An 18,671-nucleotide genomic window follows, 5' to 3' on the forward strand; every position below is an offset into this window, starting at 1 on the left:
GGCCTCCTCAGGCTCGTCCGGCGATGCGGTTGATGCGGTCGACGGCCTGCTCGAAGCCGCGGGTGAGGTCGTCGAAGACGGCCTGGACGGAGCGTTCGCTGTTCATCCGGCCGACGATCTGGCCGACGGGGGTGCCGAGCAGGGTCTGGACCTCGTACTTCTGAATCCGGGAGACGGCCTCGGCGACGAGGAGCCCCTGGAGCGGCATGGGGAGGGCCCCGGGGCCCTCGGGGTCGTCCCAGGCGTCGGTCCATTCGGTGCGCAGCTGGCGCGCGGGCTTGCCGGTGAGGGCGCGGGAGCGGACGGTGTCGCCGGATCCCGCGGCGAGCAGCTTCTCCGTCAGGGCGCGGGAGTGGAGGTCGGCCTCGGTGGTGGTGAGCCACAGGGAGCCGAGCCAGGCACCCTGGGCGCCGAGGGCGAGTCCGGCAGCGATCTGTTCGCCGCTGCCGATCCCGCCCGCCGCGAGGACCGGGAGGGGGGCGACCGCCTCGACGATCTCGGGGACCAGGACCATGGTGGCGATGTCGCCGGTGTGGCCGCCGGCCTCGTAGCCCTGGGCGACGACGATGTCGATGCCGGCCTCGGCGTGGCGGCGGGCGTGCTTGGCGCTGCCGGCGAGGGCCGCGACGAGGACGTCGTGGTCGTGGGCGCGGCGGATGACGTCGGCGGGCGGGGAACCGAGGGCGTTCGCCAGGAGTTTGATGGGATAGTCGAAGGCGACGTCCAGCTGGTTGCGGGCGACCTGTTCCATCCAGCCCGTGATCCGCCAGCCGGAGGCCTCGCCCTCAGCGAGTTCGGGGACGTGGTGCTTGGCGAGGGTGTCGCGGACGAAGTCGCGGTGCCCGGCCGGGATCATCGCCTCGATGTCGGCCTCGCTGATGCCGTCGACCGCCTTCTTGGCGGGCATGACGACGTCGAGGCCGTAGGGCTTGCCGCCGGTGTGTTCCTGCATCCAGTCGAGGTCGCGCTTCAGGTCGTCGGGGGCGGTGTAGCGGACCGCGCCGAGGACGCCGAAACCGCCCGCGCGGGTGATCGCGGCGGCGACCGCGGGGAAGGGCGTGAAGCCGAAGATGGCGTGCTCGACTCCCAGTTTCCTGCTCAGCTCCGTCTCCATGGGCCGCAGGATGCCGCAGCCCGGCATCCGAGGGAAGAGATTTTCTGATGCAGTGTCAGATTCTTTACGGGGCCGGGCGGTGCGGGGTCCGCCTCGGGGCGGGCACATACCCACTAGCGTGCGGCGCAGCCGGCGTCGGATGCGGGGCCGCGGCCCGTTCGGCCCGCCAGGGGGCCGGGGGAACGGCGCCGCGGCCCGACTCGGACGGCGAACGGGAGGAATGGACATGGCAGCAGGCGCGGGGGCCGGCGCGACGGCGGGCGAGGGAGCGGCCGCCGCGCGGGGACAGGGGCTGACCCGGCGGCGGCTGGGGGCCCGGCTGCTCGCCCTCGGCGGGGTGCTCGTCCTGCACGCCGCGCTGCCCGGCGCCGCGGGGGCGACGGGCGGCGCGGCCGAGCGGCGCGCGCTGCAGGGACTGCGGCTGCGGTACGGTTCCGCGCGCCAGGCGGGGCTGCTGGAGCGGTACCTGGAGGAAGCGGCGGACGAGGCGCGGCGGTTCCTCGGCCCCTCCCCCGAACACCCCTGGTACGCCGGGGCGGTGGTCCTCGCCGGGCGTGGCCGCACCGTCGCCCTGCACCGCGCGATGGGCGACGCCGTCCGGTACGCGGGCTACGACGGACGGACCGACCGGGCCCGGGAGTTCCCGGCGGCCGGGCGGATCGCCATGGCCGAGGACACCGTCTTCGACCTGGCCTCGCTGACGAAGCTCTTCACCTCCGTGCTGGCCGTGCAGCAGATGGAGCGGGGACGGCTGGAACTGGAGGCCCCCGTACGCCGCTACCTGCCCGAGTTCACGGGGGGCGGGAAGGAGGCGGTCACGGTCCGTCAGCTGCTCACGCACACCTCGGGCCTGCGCTCCTGGGCGCCGTTCTACCAGGAGTCCACCCGCGAGGGCCGGCTGAGGCTGCTGTGGTCGGTCCGGCCGCAGGAGACCCCGGGGACGGTCTACCGGTACTCGGACCTGAACCTGATCACGCTGCAACTGCTCCTGGAACGGATCACCGGCCGCACTCTGGACGTCCTGCTCCACGACGAGATCACCGCTCCGCTCGGGATGCACCGCACGCGCTACAACCCGCCGGCCTCCTGGCGCCGGGTCACCGCCGCGACCGAGGTGCAGCGTCCTCCGTGGTCGGGCCTGGACCGGGGGCTGGTGTGGGGCGAGGTCCACGACGAGAACGCGTACGCGCTGGGCGGGGTCGCGGGCCACGCCGGGGTGTTCGGCACGGCCTGGGACCTGGCCGTCCTCGCCCGCACCCTCCTCGACGGCGGGGCCTACGCGGGCCGGCGCATCCTGCGCCCGGCCTCGGTGGAGCTCCTGTTCACGGACTACAACACGTCCTTCCCCGGCGACGACCACGGCCTCGGCTTCGAGCTCTACCAGCACTGGTACATGGGGGCCATGGCCACCCCGCACTCAGCCGGCCACACCGGCTTCACCGGAACCTCCCTGGTCCTCGACCCCTCCACGGACTCCTTCCTCGTCCTGCTCGGCAACTCCGTCCATCCCGTCCGCACCTGGCGTGCCGGGAGCGCCCCGCGGGTCGCCGTGGGCAACCGCTTCGCCCGCGCCGTCCCGGTCCGGACCCGGCACGGCGGCCCCGCCTGGTTCTCCGGGATCACGCCCGGCGGTACGGGCACCCTCACCCTGCCGCCGGTGACCCCGGCCACGGGCGCCGCCCGGCTGCGGTGCGCCGTCTGGTGGGACACCGTGCCCGGCGAAGGCGCCTTCCACCTGGAGGCCTCCTGCGACGGCGCCACCTGGGAGCCGCTGCCGTTCAGCACGGTGCGGTCCACCGGTGGCGCCCCCGAGCAGTGGCCGCGGGGCACGGCCGGGGGCTGGTCCGGCCGCGTCTGGCACCGCCTGGAGGCCCCGCTCGCGGCCTGGGCGGGCCGCGAGGTGCGGCTGCGGTTCCGGCACGCCCAGGCCGGCCGCTACGTGGGGCGGGGGGTGTACGTGGACGTCGTACGGGTGGCGGAGCCGGCGGGCCTGCTCTTCGCGGAGGACCGCCCGGCCGACGCCGCCCGTCTGGAGGCCACCGGCTGGACCAGGTCCTCCGACTGACCGCCCGCCGGGGTCAGTGGCGGACGAGGCAGAAGGGGTGGCCCGCCGGGTCCGCGTAGACGCGCCAGCCGCGGTCGGCGGAGCCGCCGTCCGGTTCCTCGCCCGGCTTCTCGCCCGGCCCCTCGCCGGTCGGTTCGCCGGCCGGCGCACCGGCATCCGCCGCTGATCCCTCGTCGAGGACCGTCGCGCCGCGTGCCAGGGCCTGCTCCTGCGCGCGGTCCAGGTCCGCCACCTCGAGGTCCAGGTGGAACTGCTGCGGGCGGGCCGGGTCGGGCCGGCGCGGCGGCCGGTAGTCCGCCACCCGCTGGAAGGCGAGCACCGCGCCGGACGGCGTGTGCAGGGTCGCCCAGTCCTCGTCGCACGCCCACCGCCGGTCCTGCCGGTTGACGGCGCCGCCCAGCAGGGACCGGTAGAACTCGGCGAGTTCCAGCGGGTCGGGACAGTCCAGGACCACGCACTGCAGTTCGGCGATCACGGCCGGATCCTCACCGGGCGCCTGCCCCGCGAGGACCGCGTCGAGCATCTGCCGGGCGACGGCGGCCAGTTCGGCCGGGTCCGGGGCCGAGCGGGAACGGGCCGTGGCCCCCGCCAGGCGGTCGTAGAGGAGCCCGTCCGCCCAGGCCACCAGCAGTTCGGCCGACTCCCGGGGCCGCTGCGCCCCGAGCGCGGCGAGGATTCCCGCGGCCCTGGCCCTGGGCTCCTCGCCGGCCCGGCGGAACTCCGTGTCCAGCTCGGGGTTGCGGGCCGATTCCAGGGCGAGTTCGAAACGGGCCAGCTGCCGTTCGCGCCCCGCCGTCAGCCAGCGGTGCAGCAGCCCGCCGAGCGCCGCGGCGACCGCCTCCCGGCCCCCCGGTCCGGGCCGGGGTCCGGGCCCTGCGCCCGCCGGGCCGCCCGGCTCCAGTTCCCCGTCGAGGTCGTGGACGTCCAGCTCCGCCAGCCGCCGGTAGCAGGCGCCGATCAGCGCCGTCCGCGTACGGAAGTAGTACGAGGTGCTGCCCGCGGGCAGTCCGGCCGCGCGGTCGACGGCGCGGTGGGTGAGGCCGCGCAGACCGGAGGCGGCCACCAGGCCGAGCGCCGTGTCCGCGATCAGCATCCGGCGGTCCGCCGCGGGCGGGGGCGTCTGGGGGATGGACATGAGCCCACTCTACAGCTGTAGAGTGACCGGACAGCGACCCTCTACACATGTAGAGGGTCTGAGTGAGGGGAAGGTGCGTCATGCCGGAACGTGGGCGTCATGCGGTCGTGGCCGGGGCGGGCATCGGCGGGCTCACCGCGGCCGTGGCCCTGCACCGCCGGGGCTGGCGGGTCACGGTGTGCGAGCGGGCGTCGGGACCGTCCGCCGTCGGAGCCGGGATCGTCCTCGCCCCCAACGCCCTGCGCGCCCTCGACGCCATCGGCTTCGACGCCACCCGCGCCGCCGGCCCCGCCGCGCCGGCCGCCATGGGCCTGCGCCGCTCCGGGGGCACCTGGCTGAGCCGTGCCGACGGCGCCGCGCTGACCGCCCGGTACGGCCGGCCGCCGCTCGCCCTGCACCGCGCGGCGCTCGCCACCGCCCTGACCACCGCCCTCCCGGAGGGCACCGTCCGGTACGCCACCCCCGTCACCGGTGTCGAGGACCCCGAGGGCTCCCCGCTGGTCCGCACCCCCGCCGGGGACCTCGGCGCCGACCTCGTCCTCGCCGCCGACGGCATCCACAGCCCGCTCCGCCGCCGGTACTTCCCCGGCCATCCCGGCCTCCGCCACAGCGGAGAGACCGCCTGGCGCACCGTGCTGCCCGCGGGCGCGCACCCCGGCCCCGCCCCGGACACCGTCGAGACCTGGGGGCGCGGGGAGCGCTTCGGCGTCGTCCCGCTCGCCGACGGCCGCCTCTACGTCTTCGCGACCGCCGTGGTCCCCGAGGGCTACCGCCCGGCGGACGTCCGCGCCGAACTCCTGCGCCGCTACGGCACCTGGCACGACCCGATCCCCGCCCTGCTGGAGCGGATCGACCCGGCGGCCGTGCTCCAGCACGACCTGTACGACCTGGCCGCCCCCCTCCCCCGCTTCCACCTGGGCCGCCTGGCCTGGGTCGGGGACGCCGCCCACGCCATGACGCCCAACCTGGGCCAGGGCGGCTGCCAGGCCGTCGAGGACGCCGTGGTCCTGGCCCACCTGCTGGAGGGCCGGGAGGTGCCGGCCGCCCTCGCCGCCTACAGTGCGGCCCGCTGCGCGCGCACCGACTCCCTGCGGGTGCGCTCCCGTCGGGCGGGGCGGATAGCGGCCCTCACCCATCCCCTCGCGGTGGCCGGCCGGGACCTCGCCGTCCGCGCCGCCCCGGCCCGGCTCGCGCTGCGTGCCCTGGACGACCTCGTCGACGGCTTCGCCCTCCCGGCCCCCGCCGCGCAGACGGCCTGAACCCGGCGCCCCGGCACCGCCCCCCGGTCAGGACCGTCGCCCCGGTGAGCCGGGGCCCGTACGCCCGGGACCGCGGCCCCGGGCGTACGGGCCCGGTCAGTGACCCAGTACGGCCATCGCCGCGTTGTGGCCGGGGACCCCGCTGACCCCGCCGCCGCGCACCGCGCCCGCCCCGCACAGCAGCACGTTGCGGTGGGCGGTCTCCACGCCCCACCGGCCGGCTTCCTCCCCGGCGCCGGGCCCGTACGGCCAGGACAGGTCCCGGTGGAAGATGTGCCCGCCGGGCAGGCGCAGTTCGCGTTCCAGGTCCAGCGGGGTCTTGGCCTCGATGCAGGGCCGGCCGTCCGCGTCGAAGGCCAGGCAGTCGGTGAGCGGCTCGGCCAGGTGCGCGTCGAGCTGCGCGAGCGTGGCCGTCAGGAGGACCTCGCGCGCCTGCTGGTTGTCGTGTGCGAACAGCCGGGCAGGGGTGTGCAGTCCGAAGAGGGTGAGGGTCTGGTAGCCCTGCTCCGCCAGCTCCGGCCCGAGGATCGTCGGGTCGGTCAGCGAGTGGCAGTAGATCTCGGAGGGCGGGACCGAAGGCAGTTCGCCCGCGGCGGCCTCCGCATGGGCGCGCGCCAGCTCGGCGTACCCCTCGGCGATGTGGAAGGTGCCGCCGAAGGCTTCGCGCGGGTCCACGGAGGAGTCCCGCAGCCGGGGAAGGCGCCGCAGGAGCATGTTGACCTTGAGCTGGGCCCCCTCGGGGGCGGGCTCCGCCGGCGTCTCCCCGAGGAGTTCGGCCAGGGCCCGGGGTGAGGCGTTCACCAGCACCGCGCGGCCGACGACCCGTCCCTCCCCCACCGCCGTGCGGAAGACCACCTCGGCCGGTGCGGTCCCGTCCGTGTCGATCCGCAGCACCTCGTGCCCGGTGGCGATCTCCGCCCCGGCCGCCCGCGCGGCCGCGGCCAGGGCGTCCGTGAGGGCGCCCATGCCGCCCACGGGGACGTCCCAGTCGCCCGTACCGCCGCCGATGACGTGGTAGAGGAAGCAGCGGTTCTGTACCAGGGAGGCGTCGTGCGCGTCCGCGAAGGTGCCGATCAGGCCGTCCGTGAGGACCACCCCGCGCACCAGGTCGTCGGCGAAGTGCCGCTCCACCGCCCGGCCCAGCGGTTCCTCGAAGAGCATCCGCCACGCGGCCTCGTCGTCGATCCTGGCCCGCAGCTCCTGCCGGGTGGGCAGCGGCTCGGTCAGGGTCGGGAAGACCTTCCGGGCCACCTGACCGGTGGTCCCGTAGAAGGCCCGCCAGCTCTCGTACTCCCGGTCCGAACCGGTCAGCCGCGCGAAGGACTCCCGGGTGCGCTGCTCCCCGCCCCCGACGAGGAGGCCGCCGGGGCGGCCGTCGCGCTCCACGGGGGTGTACGAGGAGACCGTGCGCCGGCGGACCGCGAACCGCAGGCCCAGGTCACGGAGGATCTTCTCCGGGAGCAGGGAGACGAGGTACGAGTAGCGCGACAGGCGGGCGTCGACGCCCGTGAAGGGGCGGGTGGAGACGGCGGCTCCGCCGGTGTGTCCGAGGCGCTCCAGCACCAGCACCGACCGGCCCGCCCGGGCCAGGTACGCCGCGGCCACCAGGCCGTTGTGTCCGCCGCCCACGATCACCGTGTCGTAGACCGCCTGGCCGAACGCCGTGTGCCCGGTTCCCCGCGAGGTCGTCATGGCTCTTGGTAGCACACCTGGCCGAGCCGCTCCAGACAGTACGCCTCGTCGGCGTGGGCCAGGGCCGTGTCGGGGTGCTCGTCGCCGAGGCCCCGTTCGCGGATGCCGGAGAGGTCGCGGTAGATCGGCAGGGCCTCCTCCCAGCGGCCCAGCCGGCCCAGACCGACGGCGAGTTCGCGGCGGCTGACCAGGGTGTCCGGATGCTCCGCGCCGAGGGTCCGAGCCCGCGAGGCGGCCACCTCCCGGGCCTCCTCGACGGCCTCCTCCCAGCGCTCCAGCCGGCCCAGGTTGACGCCGAGGACGTGGCGGGCGCGGAGCGTCTCGGGGTCGGCGGCCCCGTACGCGCGGGTGCGGTCGCCGACCAGGGCCCGGAACAGGTCCAGGGCCTGCGCGCTGCGGCCCGTACGGCCGAGGGCGATACCGACCTCGTAGCGGGCGGCCAGGGTGTCGGGGTGGTCGCGGCCCAGGACCCGTTCGCGTACGGCGGCGACATGACGGAAACCCTCCAGGGCCTCCTCCCAGCGCTCCAGGCGGCCGAGGGCGTACGCCACCTCGTACCGGGTCAGCAGCGTGTCGGTGTGCTCCGCGCCCAGCACGGCCGTGCGGTCGGCGGCGACCGCCTCGGCCGCGGTGTGGGCGTCCGCGAACCGGCCCAGGGCGCCCAGTGCGCAGGCCAGGTTGTGGCGGCAGCGCAGGGTGTCGGGATGGCGCGGCCCCGCGGTCCGCTCGCGGGCGGCCAGCACCGCGCGGTAGGTCGCGTACGCCTCCTGGTGGCGGCCGAGCCGGCCCAGTTCGTACGCCGCCTCCTGGCGCGCGGCGAGGGTGTCGGGGTGGTCCGGGCCGAGTACCCGGCCGCGCCCGTCGGCCACGGTGAGGTAGACGGCCAGGGCCGCCTCCGGCCGGCCGGCGCGGCTGAGGGCGAAGGCCCGGGTGTGGCCGGCGGCGAAGGCGGCGGCGGTCCCGTCGGGGCCGGGGCCGGGGCCGTCCGTGCGCGGGGCGCGCGGGATCCCGTACGCGACGGTGAGCCGCGGGTCCTCCGCGGGTTCGGGGCGGGCGACGGGCCGCGGGGACACGGGGCGGGCGGCCGTCCACGCGCCGGTGAGCACGGCCCATGCGCCGCTCGCGGGACGGGCGTCGGTCCCTGCCTTGCGGCCGGCGGTCATCCCCCGGGCCCAGGCCGGGAGCGGCCCCGGGACACCGGAGGGGCCGCCCGGGCCGAGGCGTTCCTCGACGAGCCGCCGGTGCAGGTGGCGGGCATCGCCCGGACGGTCCTCGGGGCGCTTGGCCAGCAGGTCGAGGACCACCTGCTCGAAGTAGCCGGGCAGCTCCGGGCGGTGCTCGCGCAGCGGCACGGGCGCGGTGTCGCGGTGGCCGACCAGCACCGACCAGGAGTCGCCGAGGTCGAACGGCGGGGCGCCGGTGGCGATCTCGTACAGGACGCAGCCGAGGGAGTAGAGGTCGCTGCGGTGGTCCACCTCGCCGCCCGCGATCTGCTCCGGCGACATGTAGTGCGGGGTGCCCATGGCCATGCCGCCACCGGTGAGCTTCGCCGTGAAGCCGATGTCGTGGGCGAGCCGGGCGATCCCGAAGTCGCAGATCTTCACCGTGCCGTCGGTGAGACGCATGATGTTGGCCGGTTTGAGATCGCGGTGGACCACGCCCTGGTCGTGCGTGTAGCCCAGGGCGGCGGCCATCTGCTCCGCGATGTCGACGACCACGTCGACGGGGAGCGGGCGCGTCTCGTTGTCCTCCAGGAGCTGGCTGAGGTTGCGGCCTTCGAGCAGCTCCATGACGAGGTAGAGGGGGCCGCCCGCGGCACTGTCGTCACCGAAGTCGTGGACGACGGTGACGCCCCGGTGCTGCAGGGATGCGGCGACGCGCGCCTCGCGGCGGAACCGCTCGCGCAGCACCTGCGTGAAGTGGGCGTCCTGCTCCACCCCGATCGGCTTGAGGCACTTCACGGCGACCTGCCGGCCGAGCGACTCGTCCCGGGCCCGCCACACCTCGCCCATGCCGCCGCGCCCGATCAGATCGAGCGACCGGTACCGGCCCTGGATCAGTCTGGACTCCGCCATGTCTTGAAGCCGCCCCCGTCGTCGTGCTGTGCCCTCCCCGGCCGGTCCAGTATGGCCGCTGATGTACGCAGTGTGTACGGCGAGGGGCGGCTCCCGGGGCCCATGCGACGCATCGCTCTCAAGATGTGACCTGGAGGCAACTGCCAGCGTAGACCTGCGGGAATGCTGCGCAGTACGCGGCCGGTGAGACGCATGCGCCGGGTCACGACGTACGGGGCCGGCGCGGGCCGCCCGTACAGCTGGTGCGCCCAGCCGGGGAGGGAACCGTACGCCAGGCCCGCGAAGGGCCGCCACAGCAGGTTTCGGCCAGGCACGAGGGCCGGGGGGACGGGCGGGCTGCGCAGGAAGGCGTCCACGGCGCGGGCGTCGGGTCCGGCGGCGAGCGCGGGGCGGACCGCGTCGAAGTACGCCGCCAGCTCCGCGGTGCCGGCGGGCACCCCGGCCGGGTCGAGGCCGACCAGGCGGGCGTTGACCCGGTTCTCGTCGACGTAGCGGTCGGCCTGGGCGGGGGTGAGGGGGATCCCGGAGCGGCGCAGGACGTGCAGGAAGCTGTCGATCTGCGCGCAGTGGACCCACAGCAGCAGTTCGGGGTCGTCGACGGGGAACCTTCGGCCGGTGGCCGGGTCGGTCGCGGACAGCCTGCGGTGGATCCTGCGGACGCGGGCACCGGCCCGCTCGGCGGCTTCGGCGGTGCCGTAGGTGAGGGTGCCGACGAAGTCGGCGGTCCGCAGCAGCCGCCCCCACGCGTCCCGCTCGAAGGCGGAGTTCTCCAGGACCCCGCGGACGGCCCGCGGATGCAGGGCCTGCAGGTACAGCGCACGCACCCCGGCGAGCCACATCATCGGGTCCCCGTGGCACTGCCAGGTCACGGACCCGGGCCCGTAGAGCCCGGGATCGGGTGCTGCCACGCGCGCGCCTCCCTGGGCCGTGGGCCTGATGCGGTCCCCGGGGGTCTACCCGGGGCCCGCGCCGGACATACCTGGACGAGGTGCGCGGCTCTCACGGGCTACCGGTCGACCAGCGCGTACAGGCCGGATATCTCGGCGCCGCGCCGCCGCTTGGTCTCGGCGGTCGTCATGCCCGCGTGCAGGCGGGTCGCGCCGTGGGCGTAGGCGGCTTCGGCGGGCAGGTAGTACATGGGGTTGAAGTACAGGTGGGGCGCCGGATGCTGCCGGTCGACGGCGACCGCCCGGATCCAGGTGGTGGCCGCGTAGTGGTAGTAGAGGCAGAACCCGGTCATCCGCTGCCTGTCGTAGGCGGCGACCACATGCGCCGCGCTGCCCATCACCGCGGCCTGCCGCTTGAGCAGCCCCGTCATCGCGTCGATGCCGTCCCGGTCGTGCCCGTGGTCCTGCTGGTGGCCGGCGAGCAGGACCGCGGCCTCCGCGAAGCAGTCCGCGAGGGTGCGGTGGCGCACGTCGAGCCCGGCGGCGGCGAAGGCCCGGCGCTCGCGACGGATGCCGACGCGGCGCCGCGAGGGCAGGGAGGCGATGTAGTCGTCGATGCCCGTGCCGGGCAGCGGGATGAGTGCGTCGTCCTCCAGGTGGACGGGGTCTTCGGGGTAGTGGGGGGCGAGGAGCCCGGCGGCCGGGGTGGTGAGGTAGGGCCACCAGTGGGTCGTGCCGTGCCCGGCGGCGAACCGGCGGGCTGCTTCCCGCAGATGGCGGAGACAGGTGTCCCGCTGCACGGCGTCGAGGCCGGGGGCGGTGAGCGGGGCGTTGTGGTAGCCGCGCCGCGCCCCGGCGATCACCCGGGGCCGCAGGTGCGGGGGCAGCACGGTGGCGGGCCGGTAGGAGTCGTTCGGTTCGTCCCGCACCAGGTAGAGGGGCGCGGCGGCGAGCAGGTCGCCTGCGGGATCCCGTACGAGCGCGTACGCGCAGGTGGCGGTGGGATCCTCCTCCTCGCCGGCGAGCCACCGGTGGGAGAGGTAGAGCCCGGCCGGCCGGGCGAGCTGCTCCCACTCGGCGGCGGGCACGGTACGCAGGGATGATGCGACGGTGGTCGTGATCAACGGGGCTTCCTCCGGCGGTGGCGGTTGGGGGCCTTCAGGGCGGGTGCGGCGAACACGGCGATCAGGCAGGCGGCGGCTTCGACACCCCACGGCAGGAGGGGCCCGGCCTCCAGCAGCAGGGTGAACAGGGCGGGTGCGGCGACCATGCCGATGGCCCAGGAGAACTGGTACAGACCCTGCGTGGAGCCTCCGGGGTGAGGGTCACGGACAACTCGCTCAGCGCCGGACCGAGGAGGATCTCCGCCACGCTGAACAGCACGATCGCCACGACGAGGGCCGCCCAGGCGGTGGACGCCAGGGAGGGCACCGCGGGCAGCGCGAACGCCCCCATCCCCCCGGCCATGACCAGGTATCCGGCCGTCACCGCGCGGCGGGGCGCCTTCGGCGCCACGTGCGCGGTGACGGCTGTCGAACAGGCGGAGACGATGACGGTGTTGAGGACGAACAGCATGCTCGCCGCCGACGCGGAAAGCCCCAGGGCGCGGGTGGTGTAGAGGGCGACCAGCACGGCGAGGGCAGCCTGGGCGAGGACGTAGGGGATGTTCACGGCCACGAGCAGCAGGTAGCGGCGCGCGTTGTCCGACCGGGTCACCAGCGTGTTCGGCGGGGCCTTCTCCGGTTCCGGTGCGGTGGTGGCGAGGGCGGCGAAGCAGGCGGCGGCCAGCAGGTAGCTCGCGGCGTCGACCGCGATCATCCACCAGAGCGATCCCTGCCCGAACAGCGTCAGGGCGCCGGCCGCGGCGGCGGCGCCCGCGGCGAGCCCGATGTTGCGCAGGGAGCCGGTGAACGCGAACCAGGCCCGGCGCTCCCCGGGTTCCGTGACGTGCGTGATCAGGGTGCGCTGCGCGGTGAAGTACATGTTGATCCCGGCCTGCACCAGCACGTGCACCCCGGCGACGTGCCACAGCCCTTCCGCGAACAGGAACAGGGTGAATCCGGCGGCGGAGAGGAGGTTGGCCCACACGACGACCGCTTTCGGCCCCACACGGTCCATGAGGCGTCCGGCGAGGAACGTGACCGGCAGCGCGATAGCCTGCCCCACCGTCATCGCCAGGCCCACCTGCGCGGGCGGCAGGCCCTGCACGTCGGTGAAGTACAGGAGACCCAGCGGCAGGAGCATGCCGTTGCCGGCGGAGTCGATGAGGTTGCCGGTGACGAAGAGGCCGTGCCCCCGCAGCACGGGCAGGCCGAGCCGCTCCGCCGTACGGGGGCGGCGGCGGGTGGCCGCTGCGACGCTCACGGGCTCAGCAGCGAACTGATCTTGCGGAGGACATCCGCCGCGGGGAAGCCGGTCGCCTCGTGCAGCTCGGTCAGCGCCTTCACGGTCCTGTCCTCCTCGCCTTCGGCGAGGGTGAACACGACGATGCGATCAGCCACCCGTGCCCGCCCCCCAGCCGGATCCACCATGCCCGGCCTCGCCAGGGACCTGCCGGCCCGGCTCCTCCTGCTCGACCCCGGCCGGGGACTCGCCTCCCTGGCGCGGCAGATCGCCTCCATGGCCGCGTCCGCGGGCGACCGGATCCGTGTCGTCGACATCGGCGGCGACATCCTCACCCACGGCGACGAACCCACCCTGTGCAGCCCGTTCGGGGACGCGCTCACCCTCGCCGCCTGTCACCTCACCGGCGTCCCCACCACCGTCTACGTCGCCGGCCCCGGCCTCGACGGAGAGATCGGCGAACAACTCCTCCTCGAACGCCTCCCCGGATGCCACCCCCTCACCCCGGACCGGGAAGCAGCCTCGGCAGCCGCCCGCGCTCTGGCCTGGCACCCCTCCGAGGCCTCCGCGCTGTGGGCCGCCGCCGTCCACGGCGCCCGCGGCACCGTCCGCAGCACCCTCCGCCTCACCGAGGTCTCCCCGCTCCTGTACCACCTGCCGCTCCAGGAGGCCATCGGGCACAACCCGGTCGCCCGGGCCCTCGTCGAGGAGCGCCCGGCCACCCTCGCCGCGGCGGCCGACCTCTCCCACCGGATCACCGGCATCCACGGGCTGGAGCCCGAACGCGCCCTGACGCCCCGGCAGGAGCCGGCCGCCGGCGGGGCCGCCCTCCTCGACCGGGACGTGGCCGTGAAGAGCCTCCGCGAAGCGGCCGGCGGAGCCGACCACGTCACCCTGCGGTACGCCGCCCGCGTCCTCGGCCTCACCTGGACGGACATCCCGGCCCTCCGGGACCTCCTCGGCACCGGCGCCCCGCTGCTCCGGCTCGGCTGAACCGCACGCCGAAGGGCCCGGCACCCGTCCTGCGTGCCGGGTCCCCACCGCACACCGGGGCCGCCGGGTGGGGACGCCTCAGCGGCGGACGCGGGGCATGCCCAGGCCGATCCAGGAGATGATCTCGCGCTGGACCTCGTTGTTCCCGCCGCCGAAGGTGAAGATCACGGCGCTGCGGTAGCCGCGTTCGAGTTCGCCGTGCAGGACCGCTCCGGCGGAGCCGTCCTTGAGGGAGCCGGCCGCGCCGGCGACCTCCATCAGCCAGGCGTACGCGTCCCTGCGGGCCTCGGAACCGTAGACCTTGACGGCGGAGGCGTCCTGCGGGGTGAGCGTGCCGTCCTGGACGGCGTTGACCATCTGCCAGTTGAGCAGCTTCATCGCGTCGAGCCGGGCGTGGGTGCTGGCGAGGCGGCCGCGGACCCAGGAGAGGTCGATGACCCGGCGGCCGTCCGCGAGCTTCGTCCCGGCGGCCCAGCGCTGGACGTCGTGCAGGGCCCGGATGGCCATGGTGCCGTGGGCGGCGAGGGTGACGCGCTCGTGGTTGAGCTGGTTGGTGATCAGGCGCCAGCCCTTGTTCTCCTGACCGACGCGATGGCTCGCGGGGACCCGGATGTCCTCGTAGTAGCTGGCGGTGGTGTCGTGGGAGGCGAGGGTGTTGATGAGGGTGCAGGAGTAGCCGGGGTCGGTGGTCGGCACGAGCAGCATGGTGATGCCCTTGTGCGAGGGCGCGTCCGGGTCCGTGCGCACGGCGAGCCAGACCCAGTCGGCGGTGTCGCCGTTGGTGGTCCAGATCTTCTGCCCGTTGACCACGTAGGTGCCGGTCTCCTCGTCGCCCTCGCGTACGGCCTTGCACTTGAGCGCGGCGAGGTCGGTGCCGGCGTCGGGCTCGCTGTAGCCGATCGCGAAGTCGATCTCGCCCGCGAGGATCTTCGGCAGGAAGTACGCCTTCTGCTCGTCGCTGCCGAACTGCATGATCGTCGGCCCCACCGTGTTGAGGGCCATCAGCGGCAGCGGTACGACGGCCTGCGCGGCCTCGTCGAAGAAGATGAACTGGTCCATCGGGGACATGCCGCGGCCGCCGTATTCCTTCGGCCAGCCGACGCCGAGCCAGCCGTCGGAGCCGAGGCGGCGGATGGTCTCCCGGTAGAAGCGCTTCTGGGCGGCCGGGTCCTCGTAGCGGGCGTAGACGTCCTCGGGCACCAACTCGCTGAAGTAGGCGCGCAGCTCGGCGCGCAGCTGCTGCTGCTCTGGCGTGTATTCGAGGTGCACGGCCCCTCCGGGAGTCTCGCGGTCCAGCCGGTCGCTGTGGCGGCGGGGGCAGACTAGAACCTGTTCCAAGAATCCGGAAGGGGTGCAGGAGCAGGACTCCGAACCGGCGGACGGGCAGCCGCACAGCGGCCCGCCCGGGGCGCGTCCGCGCGTCCGCGCGCCCTCAGATGCCCACGGCCCCGTCGATCCGCTCCCGGAGCAGATCCGCGTGCCCGTTGTGGCGGGCGTACTCCTCGACCATGTGGACGAGGACCCAGCGCAGCGAGACCCTCCCGCGCCACGCGTCGTCGCCTTCGACGTCGAGGTCGGGGGCCGCGTCGACGAAGCCCTCGGCGAAGGCCACTTCGGCCCGCCACGCCGCCCAGGCCTCCTCGACGGCTCCGGGGCCGGAAAGGCCGGTGTCGAAGGCCCCGTCCGGGTCGACGGCCGAGGAGAAGCGCGGCTCCGCGTCCTGCCCCGCCAGGACCTTGCGGAACCAGCGGCGCTCCACGTCGGCGAGGTGACGCACCAGGCCGAGCAGGGAGAGGGTCGACGGCTTCACGGCCTGCCGGGACAACTGCGCCTCGATTCCGGCGCACTTCAGTTCCAGGGTGGCCCGCTGGTCCGCCAGGAATGCCGCCAGCAGCGGCCGTTCACCTCCGGTCGCCGGCCCGGTGAAGCGCCGGTCCGTCCCGGCGGCGACGGCGAAGACCCCGGCCCTGCTGCTGCTTCTTCCGTTCGTCATACCGCGATTATGCGACGCGGCGCCCGGGCGCCAGCCCGTCAGGCGCGGACGGGCGGAGGGGTGGACGGGGCGGAGGTCCGGCCCAGCTCACGCACGATCGTGGCGGCGCCGCCCGCCGGGCAGGCAGGCAGACTGGCAGGCAGGCAGGCAGTACAGCGAGCGGGAGGACGCCCGCGGCCGGCAGGAACCTGCGGCGGTCGGTGCGTCCCCGCTGCGTACCCATGGCCGTCCCCGCAACCGGTCAGTTCAGGGCGCTGATCATGGCCTCGGCGGTCGCCGCCATCGCGGCACGGGCGGCCGTCAGATAGGGCCGGGGGTCCGCGGGGGTGAGGTGGGAACGGATGGCTTCGGTCATGGCCACGTTCAGCGCCGTACCGATGTTGACCTTGCGGATGCCTCCCGCGACCGCCGCCGCGAGTTCCGCGTCCGGCAGCCCGGAGGAACCGTGGAGCACCAGCGGCACCTCCACCGTCTTGGCCAGCCGGGCCAGCAGCGCATGGTCCAGGGCCGCGGTGCGACTGGTCATCGCATGGCTGCTGCCGATGGCCACGGCCAGCGCGTCGACCCCGGAGTCGGCGACGAACCGCCGCGCCTCGTCGGGGTCCGTGCGGGCGCCGGGTGCGTGCGGGTCCAATGGCGCGGTCCCGTTCTTCCCGCCGACCTCCCCGAGCTCCGCTTCGATCCACAGCCCGTTGGCGTGGGCCCAGTCGGCGGCGGAACGGGTGGCCTCCAGGTTCTCGCCGTACGGCAGGTGGGCGGCGTCGTACATCACCGAGCTGAAGCCGGCGTCACAGGCCTGCCGCAGCAGGTCGGGGCTCTTGACGTGGTCCAGGTGCAGGCCGACGGGGACGGTCGCGGCATCCGCGCAGGCGGCGGCCGCGCGGGAGATGGGCAGGAGCCGGCCGCCGCGGAACTTCACGGCGTTCTCGCTCAGTTGGAGGATGACCGGCAGCCCGGCCGCTTCGGCGCCGGCCACGACCGCCTCGGCGTGCTCCAGCGTGATGATGTTGAACGCGGCCACGGCGCGGCCCGTGCGGGCCGCTTCGAGGACGAGCGGGCCGGCGGGGACGAGACTCATCGGACCGCCTCCTCGCCCGTGGTGAGCACCACCGAACGGGTCAGGTGGCGCGGCGCGTCCGGATCCAGCCCCTGGTGGGCGGCGACGGCCAGCGCCAGCCGGTGCACACGGACCAGCTCAGCCAGCGGGTCGAGCCGGCCCGCCACCCACTGGGCTCCGGTGTCACGGACCTGCCCGGCGAGCCCGTCGGGGGCCTCGTCGAGCGACCAGGTGACGGTACCGGGCCCCGAGATGCTGATGGGGCCGTGCCGGTACTCCATCGCCGGGTAGGACTCCGCCCAGGACAGCGAGGCCTCGCGCATCTTCAGCGCCGCCTCGTGCGCGAGGCCGACGCTCCAGCCGCGGCCGAGGAAGGTGAACTGTCCCCGGCCCTCCAGCTCGTCGGGCAGCGGCTCGGCCAGCGCGGTCCGCGCGTCGGCGACGACGCCCGCGCGATGCAGGCCGAGGTGGGCGCGCAGCAGGGTGAGGGCCGTGGTCGCGAACCGGGTCTGGACGACCGACTGCTCGTCGGCGAAGTCGAGTACGACGAGCTCGTCCGCGACCGTCATCACCGGGGTCGCCGGATCGCCGATGACGGCGGTCGTGGGGACCCCCGCGTCGCGCAGCCGGGCCAGCAGGTCCAGCACCTCGGTCGTGGTCCCCGACCGGGTGAGGGCGACGACGCGGTCGTAGCGCCGGTGCCGCGGGAACTCCGAGGCGGGGAAGGCGTCGGTCTCCCCCTCCCCCGCGTCCTCGCGCAACGCCGCGGCCGCCTGGGCCATGAAGTACGAGGTCCCGCAGCCGACGATCGCGGTACGCTCCCCCCGCTGCGGGAGCACCGCCCGCCGCGCCGGGGCCAGTTCGGCGGCCCGCTCCCAGCACTCGGGCTGCGTGCCCAGCTCGTACGCGACGTGACTCATGCAGGCTCCCTGATACGGCGGGTGGGTCTGGATGGTGCGTGGATACGGTGCGCTTCGGTTTCCGCTAGTTTGCGTGTGCGGTTGCGTTTTCCTGCAAGATAGCCGCCGCTTTCGCGCAACTTCAAGCATCTACGGGGTGATCGCCTGCGTTAGTGTCGGCGGGTAGGCCAACGGAGAACATCGAAGGGGGCGGCCGATGACCCGCAAGGAGCGCTGGCAGGCACTGCTGGATCTGCTGGTGGACCGGGGCGAGCTGGAAGTGGAACCGGCCGCGGAGACCCTCGGCGTGTCCGCCGCCACCATCCGCCGGGACCTCGACCAGCTCGCCGAACAGCAGCTCCTGGTGCGTACCCGCGGCGGGGCCGTCCTGCACGGGGTCTCGTACGAACTCCCCCTGCGCTACCGCACCTCGCGCCGGGCCGCCGAGAAGCGCCGGATCAGTGAGGCCGTGGCCGCCCTGATCACCCCGGGCGAGGTGATCGGCCTGACGGGCGGCACGACCACCACCGAGGTGGCCCGGGCCCTGGCAGGCCGCCCGGACCTCGCCTCGGGCACCCCGGCACTGACCGTGGTCACCAACGCGCTCAACATCGCGGGCGAGCTGGTGATCCGCCCCCAGTTCAAGATCGTGCTGACGGGCGGCGTCGCCCGGCCCCAGTCGTACGAACTCACGGGCCCCCTCGCCGAGGCCGTCCTCGGGCAGCTCAGCGTGGACACCGCGGTGCTCGGCGTCGACGGCTTCGACCCGGCGGAGGGCGCAGCGACCCGCCACGAGGACGAGGCTTCGATCAACCGCCTGCTGTGCGAACGGGCCCGCCGGGTGGTCGTCGCCGCGGACTCCACCAAACTCGGCGCCCGCGCCTTCGCCCGCATCTGCGCAACCTCGTCGGTGGACATCCTGGTCACGGACACGGGCCTGACATCCGACGTAGCCCAGGCGTTCGAAGCCGCGGGGGTTGAGGTCAGACGGGTATAGGGGGCGGGGGCGGGGCGGGCCTGCTTGAGGGGCGGGGGTTGGGCTTCGGGGGGCTGTTACCCCTTGGCGGGATCAGGGAGGGTTTGGGGGTTTCCCGCCAGTCCTATCGTCTCTCCGTGGCGGGGCGGGCGGTCAAGGGCGCTCCTTCGTCGCGTCGCTTCG

Annotated in this window: 16 protein-coding genes and 1 pseudogene; 4 read left to right on the forward strand and 13 right to left on the reverse strand. The window is 74.7% G+C overall.

Features of this window, described 5'->3' with window-relative positions:
- Positions 1–7: 7 nt before the first annotated feature.
- Positions 8–1,114, reverse strand: a complete 1,107-nt coding sequence (locus ACFWUZ_RS24260; protein WP_384376539.1) for an NAD(P)H-dependent flavin oxidoreductase — start codon at positions 1,112–1,114, stop codon at positions 8–10.
- Between the two features lie 226 nt (positions 1,115–1,340).
- Between ACFWUZ_RS24260 and ACFWUZ_RS24265 the strand changes: the two genes are divergently transcribed.
- Positions 1,341–3,179: a serine hydrolase gene (locus ACFWUZ_RS24265; RefSeq protein ID WP_384376542.1), complete on the forward strand. Its 1,839-nt coding sequence runs from the start codon at positions 1,341–1,343 to the stop codon at positions 3,177–3,179.
- Positions 3,180–3,192: 13 nt separating this feature from the next.
- Here ACFWUZ_RS24265 and ACFWUZ_RS24270 read toward each other — a convergent pair whose 3' ends face one another.
- Positions 3,193–3,654, reverse strand: coding sequence for a VOC family protein (locus ACFWUZ_RS24270; RefSeq protein ID WP_384376603.1), 462 nt, complete (start codon positions 3,652–3,654; stop codon positions 3,193–3,195).
- 39 nt (positions 3,655–3,693) lie between these two features.
- Positions 3,694–4,314, reverse strand: a pseudogene (locus tag ACFWUZ_RS24275) (TetR/AcrR family transcriptional regulator); the annotation flags it as partial.
- A gap of 80 nt (positions 4,315–4,394) precedes the next feature.
- Between ACFWUZ_RS24275 and ACFWUZ_RS24280 the strand changes: the two are divergent.
- A complete protein-coding gene (locus ACFWUZ_RS24280; RefSeq protein WP_384376545.1) occupies positions 4,395–5,573 on the forward strand; it encodes an FAD-dependent monooxygenase in 1,179 nt (392 codons plus the stop codon).
- A gap of 96 nt (positions 5,574–5,669) precedes the next feature.
- Here ACFWUZ_RS24280 and ACFWUZ_RS24285 read toward each other — a convergent pair whose 3' ends face one another.
- The 6 genes from ACFWUZ_RS24285 to ACFWUZ_RS24310 form a co-directional block, all read right to left on the reverse strand.
- Positions 5,670–7,265: a phytoene desaturase family protein gene (locus ACFWUZ_RS24285; protein WP_384376548.1), complete on the reverse strand. Its 1,596-nt coding sequence runs from the start codon at positions 7,263–7,265 to the stop codon at positions 5,670–5,672.
- Positions 7,262–9,340 (reverse strand): tetratricopeptide repeat protein, encoded by a 2,079-nt coding sequence (locus ACFWUZ_RS24290; protein WP_384376550.1) that lies wholly within the window; start codon positions 9,338–9,340, stop codon positions 7,262–7,264. Before ACFWUZ_RS24290 ends, ACFWUZ_RS24285 begins: the two co-directional genes overlap by 4 nt.
- Complete coding sequence (locus tag ACFWUZ_RS24295; protein ID WP_384376553.1) at positions 9,322–10,248, reverse strand: oxygenase MpaB family protein; 927 nt, start codon at positions 10,246–10,248, stop codon at positions 9,322–9,324. The genes ACFWUZ_RS24290 and ACFWUZ_RS24295 overlap by 19 nt, the downstream gene beginning before the upstream one ends.
- Before the next feature lie 98 nt (positions 10,249–10,346).
- The gene (locus ACFWUZ_RS24300) at positions 10,347–11,351 is read right to left on the reverse strand and encodes a peptidogalycan biosysnthesis protein (RefSeq protein WP_384376556.1); all 1,005 of its coding nucleotides are present in this window, start codon (positions 11,349–11,351) and stop codon (positions 10,347–10,349) included.
- A 61-nt stretch (positions 11,352–11,412) separates the two neighbouring features.
- Entirely contained in the window at positions 11,413–12,591 is a 1,179-nt protein-coding gene (locus ACFWUZ_RS24305; RefSeq protein WP_384376559.1) for an MFS transporter, read from the reverse strand.
- Positions 12,588–12,728, reverse strand: a complete 141-nt coding sequence (locus ACFWUZ_RS24310) for a hypothetical protein (RefSeq protein ID WP_384376561.1) — start codon at positions 12,726–12,728, stop codon at positions 12,588–12,590. Before ACFWUZ_RS24310 ends, ACFWUZ_RS24305 begins: the two co-directional genes overlap by 4 nt.
- A 28-nt stretch (positions 12,729–12,756) precedes the next feature.
- Here ACFWUZ_RS24310 and ACFWUZ_RS24315 point away from each other — a divergent pair, with 28 nt between their 5' ends.
- Positions 12,757–13,563 (forward strand): DUF1152 domain-containing protein, encoded by an 807-nt coding sequence (locus ACFWUZ_RS24315; protein WP_384376564.1) that lies wholly within the window; start codon positions 12,757–12,759, stop codon positions 13,561–13,563.
- Between the two features lie 78 nt (positions 13,564–13,641).
- On the opposite strand, the gene ACFWUZ_RS24320 is transcribed toward ACFWUZ_RS24315, so the two are convergent.
- The 4 genes from ACFWUZ_RS24320 to ACFWUZ_RS24335 form a co-directional block, all read right to left on the reverse strand.
- Positions 13,642–14,832 (reverse strand): acyl-CoA dehydrogenase family protein, encoded by a 1,191-nt coding sequence (locus ACFWUZ_RS24320; protein WP_384376567.1) that lies wholly within the window; start codon positions 14,830–14,832, stop codon positions 13,642–13,644.
- A 163-nt stretch (positions 14,833–14,995) separates the two neighbouring features.
- Positions 14,996–15,556 (reverse strand): DinB family protein, encoded by a 561-nt coding sequence (locus ACFWUZ_RS24325; RefSeq protein ID WP_384376570.1) that lies wholly within the window; start codon positions 15,554–15,556, stop codon positions 14,996–14,998.
- Positions 15,557–15,797: 241 nt separating this feature from the next.
- On the reverse strand, positions 15,798–16,634 hold the full coding sequence (locus tag ACFWUZ_RS24330; RefSeq protein ID WP_384376573.1) for a ketose-bisphosphate aldolase: 837 nt from the start codon (positions 16,632–16,634) through the stop codon (positions 15,798–15,800).
- A complete protein-coding gene (locus tag ACFWUZ_RS24335; RefSeq protein ID WP_384376576.1) occupies positions 16,631–17,533 on the reverse strand; it encodes an SIS domain-containing protein in 903 nt (300 codons plus the stop codon). Before ACFWUZ_RS24335 ends, ACFWUZ_RS24330 begins: the two co-directional genes overlap by 4 nt.
- A 196-nt stretch (positions 17,534–17,729) precedes the next feature.
- Here ACFWUZ_RS24335 and ACFWUZ_RS24340 point away from each other — a divergent pair, with 196 nt between their 5' ends.
- Complete coding sequence (locus ACFWUZ_RS24340; RefSeq protein WP_384376579.1) at positions 17,730–18,509, forward strand: DeoR/GlpR family DNA-binding transcription regulator; 780 nt, start codon at positions 17,730–17,732, stop codon at positions 18,507–18,509.
- Positions 18,510–18,671 lie beyond the last annotated feature (162 nt).

This window comes from Streptomyces sp. NPDC058646 (assembly GCF_042716875.1).
GTDB lineage: Bacteria > Actinomycetota > Actinomycetes > Streptomycetales > Streptomycetaceae > Streptomyces.

Coding starts and splice junctions, on each gene's coding strand:
- ACFWUZ_RS24260 (WP_384376539.1), bottom strand. CDS start 1,114: ATGGAGACGGAGCTGAGCAGGAAACTGGGAGTCGAGCACGCCATCTTC.
- ACFWUZ_RS24265 (WP_384376542.1), top strand. CDS start 1,341: ATGGCAGCAGGCGCGGGGGCCGGCGCGACGGCGGGCGAGGGAGCGGCC.
- ACFWUZ_RS24280 (WP_384376545.1), top strand. CDS start 4,395: ATGCCGGAACGTGGGCGTCATGCGGTCGTGGCCGGGGCGGGCATCGGC.
- ACFWUZ_RS24285 (WP_384376548.1), bottom strand. CDS start 7,265: ATGACGACCTCGCGGGGAACCGGGCACACGGCGTTCGGCCAGGCGGTC.
- ACFWUZ_RS24290 (WP_384376550.1), bottom strand. CDS start 9,340: ATGGCGGAGTCCAGACTGATCCAGGGCCGGTACCGGTCGCTCGATCTG.
- ACFWUZ_RS24315 (WP_384376564.1), top strand. CDS start 12,757: ATGCCCGGCCTCGCCAGGGACCTGCCGGCCCGGCTCCTCCTGCTCGAC.
- ACFWUZ_RS24325 (WP_384376570.1), bottom strand. CDS start 15,556: ATGACGAACGGAAGAAGCAGCAGCAGGGCCGGGGTCTTCGCCGTCGCC.
- ACFWUZ_RS24330 (WP_384376573.1), bottom strand. CDS start 16,634: ATGAGTCTCGTCCCCGCCGGCCCGCTCGTCCTCGAAGCGGCCCGCACG.
- ACFWUZ_RS24335 (WP_384376576.1), bottom strand. CDS start 17,533: ATGAGTCACGTCGCGTACGAGCTGGGCACGCAGCCCGAGTGCTGGGAG.
- ACFWUZ_RS24340 (WP_384376579.1), top strand. CDS start 17,730: ATGACCCGCAAGGAGCGCTGGCAGGCACTGCTGGATCTGCTGGTGGAC.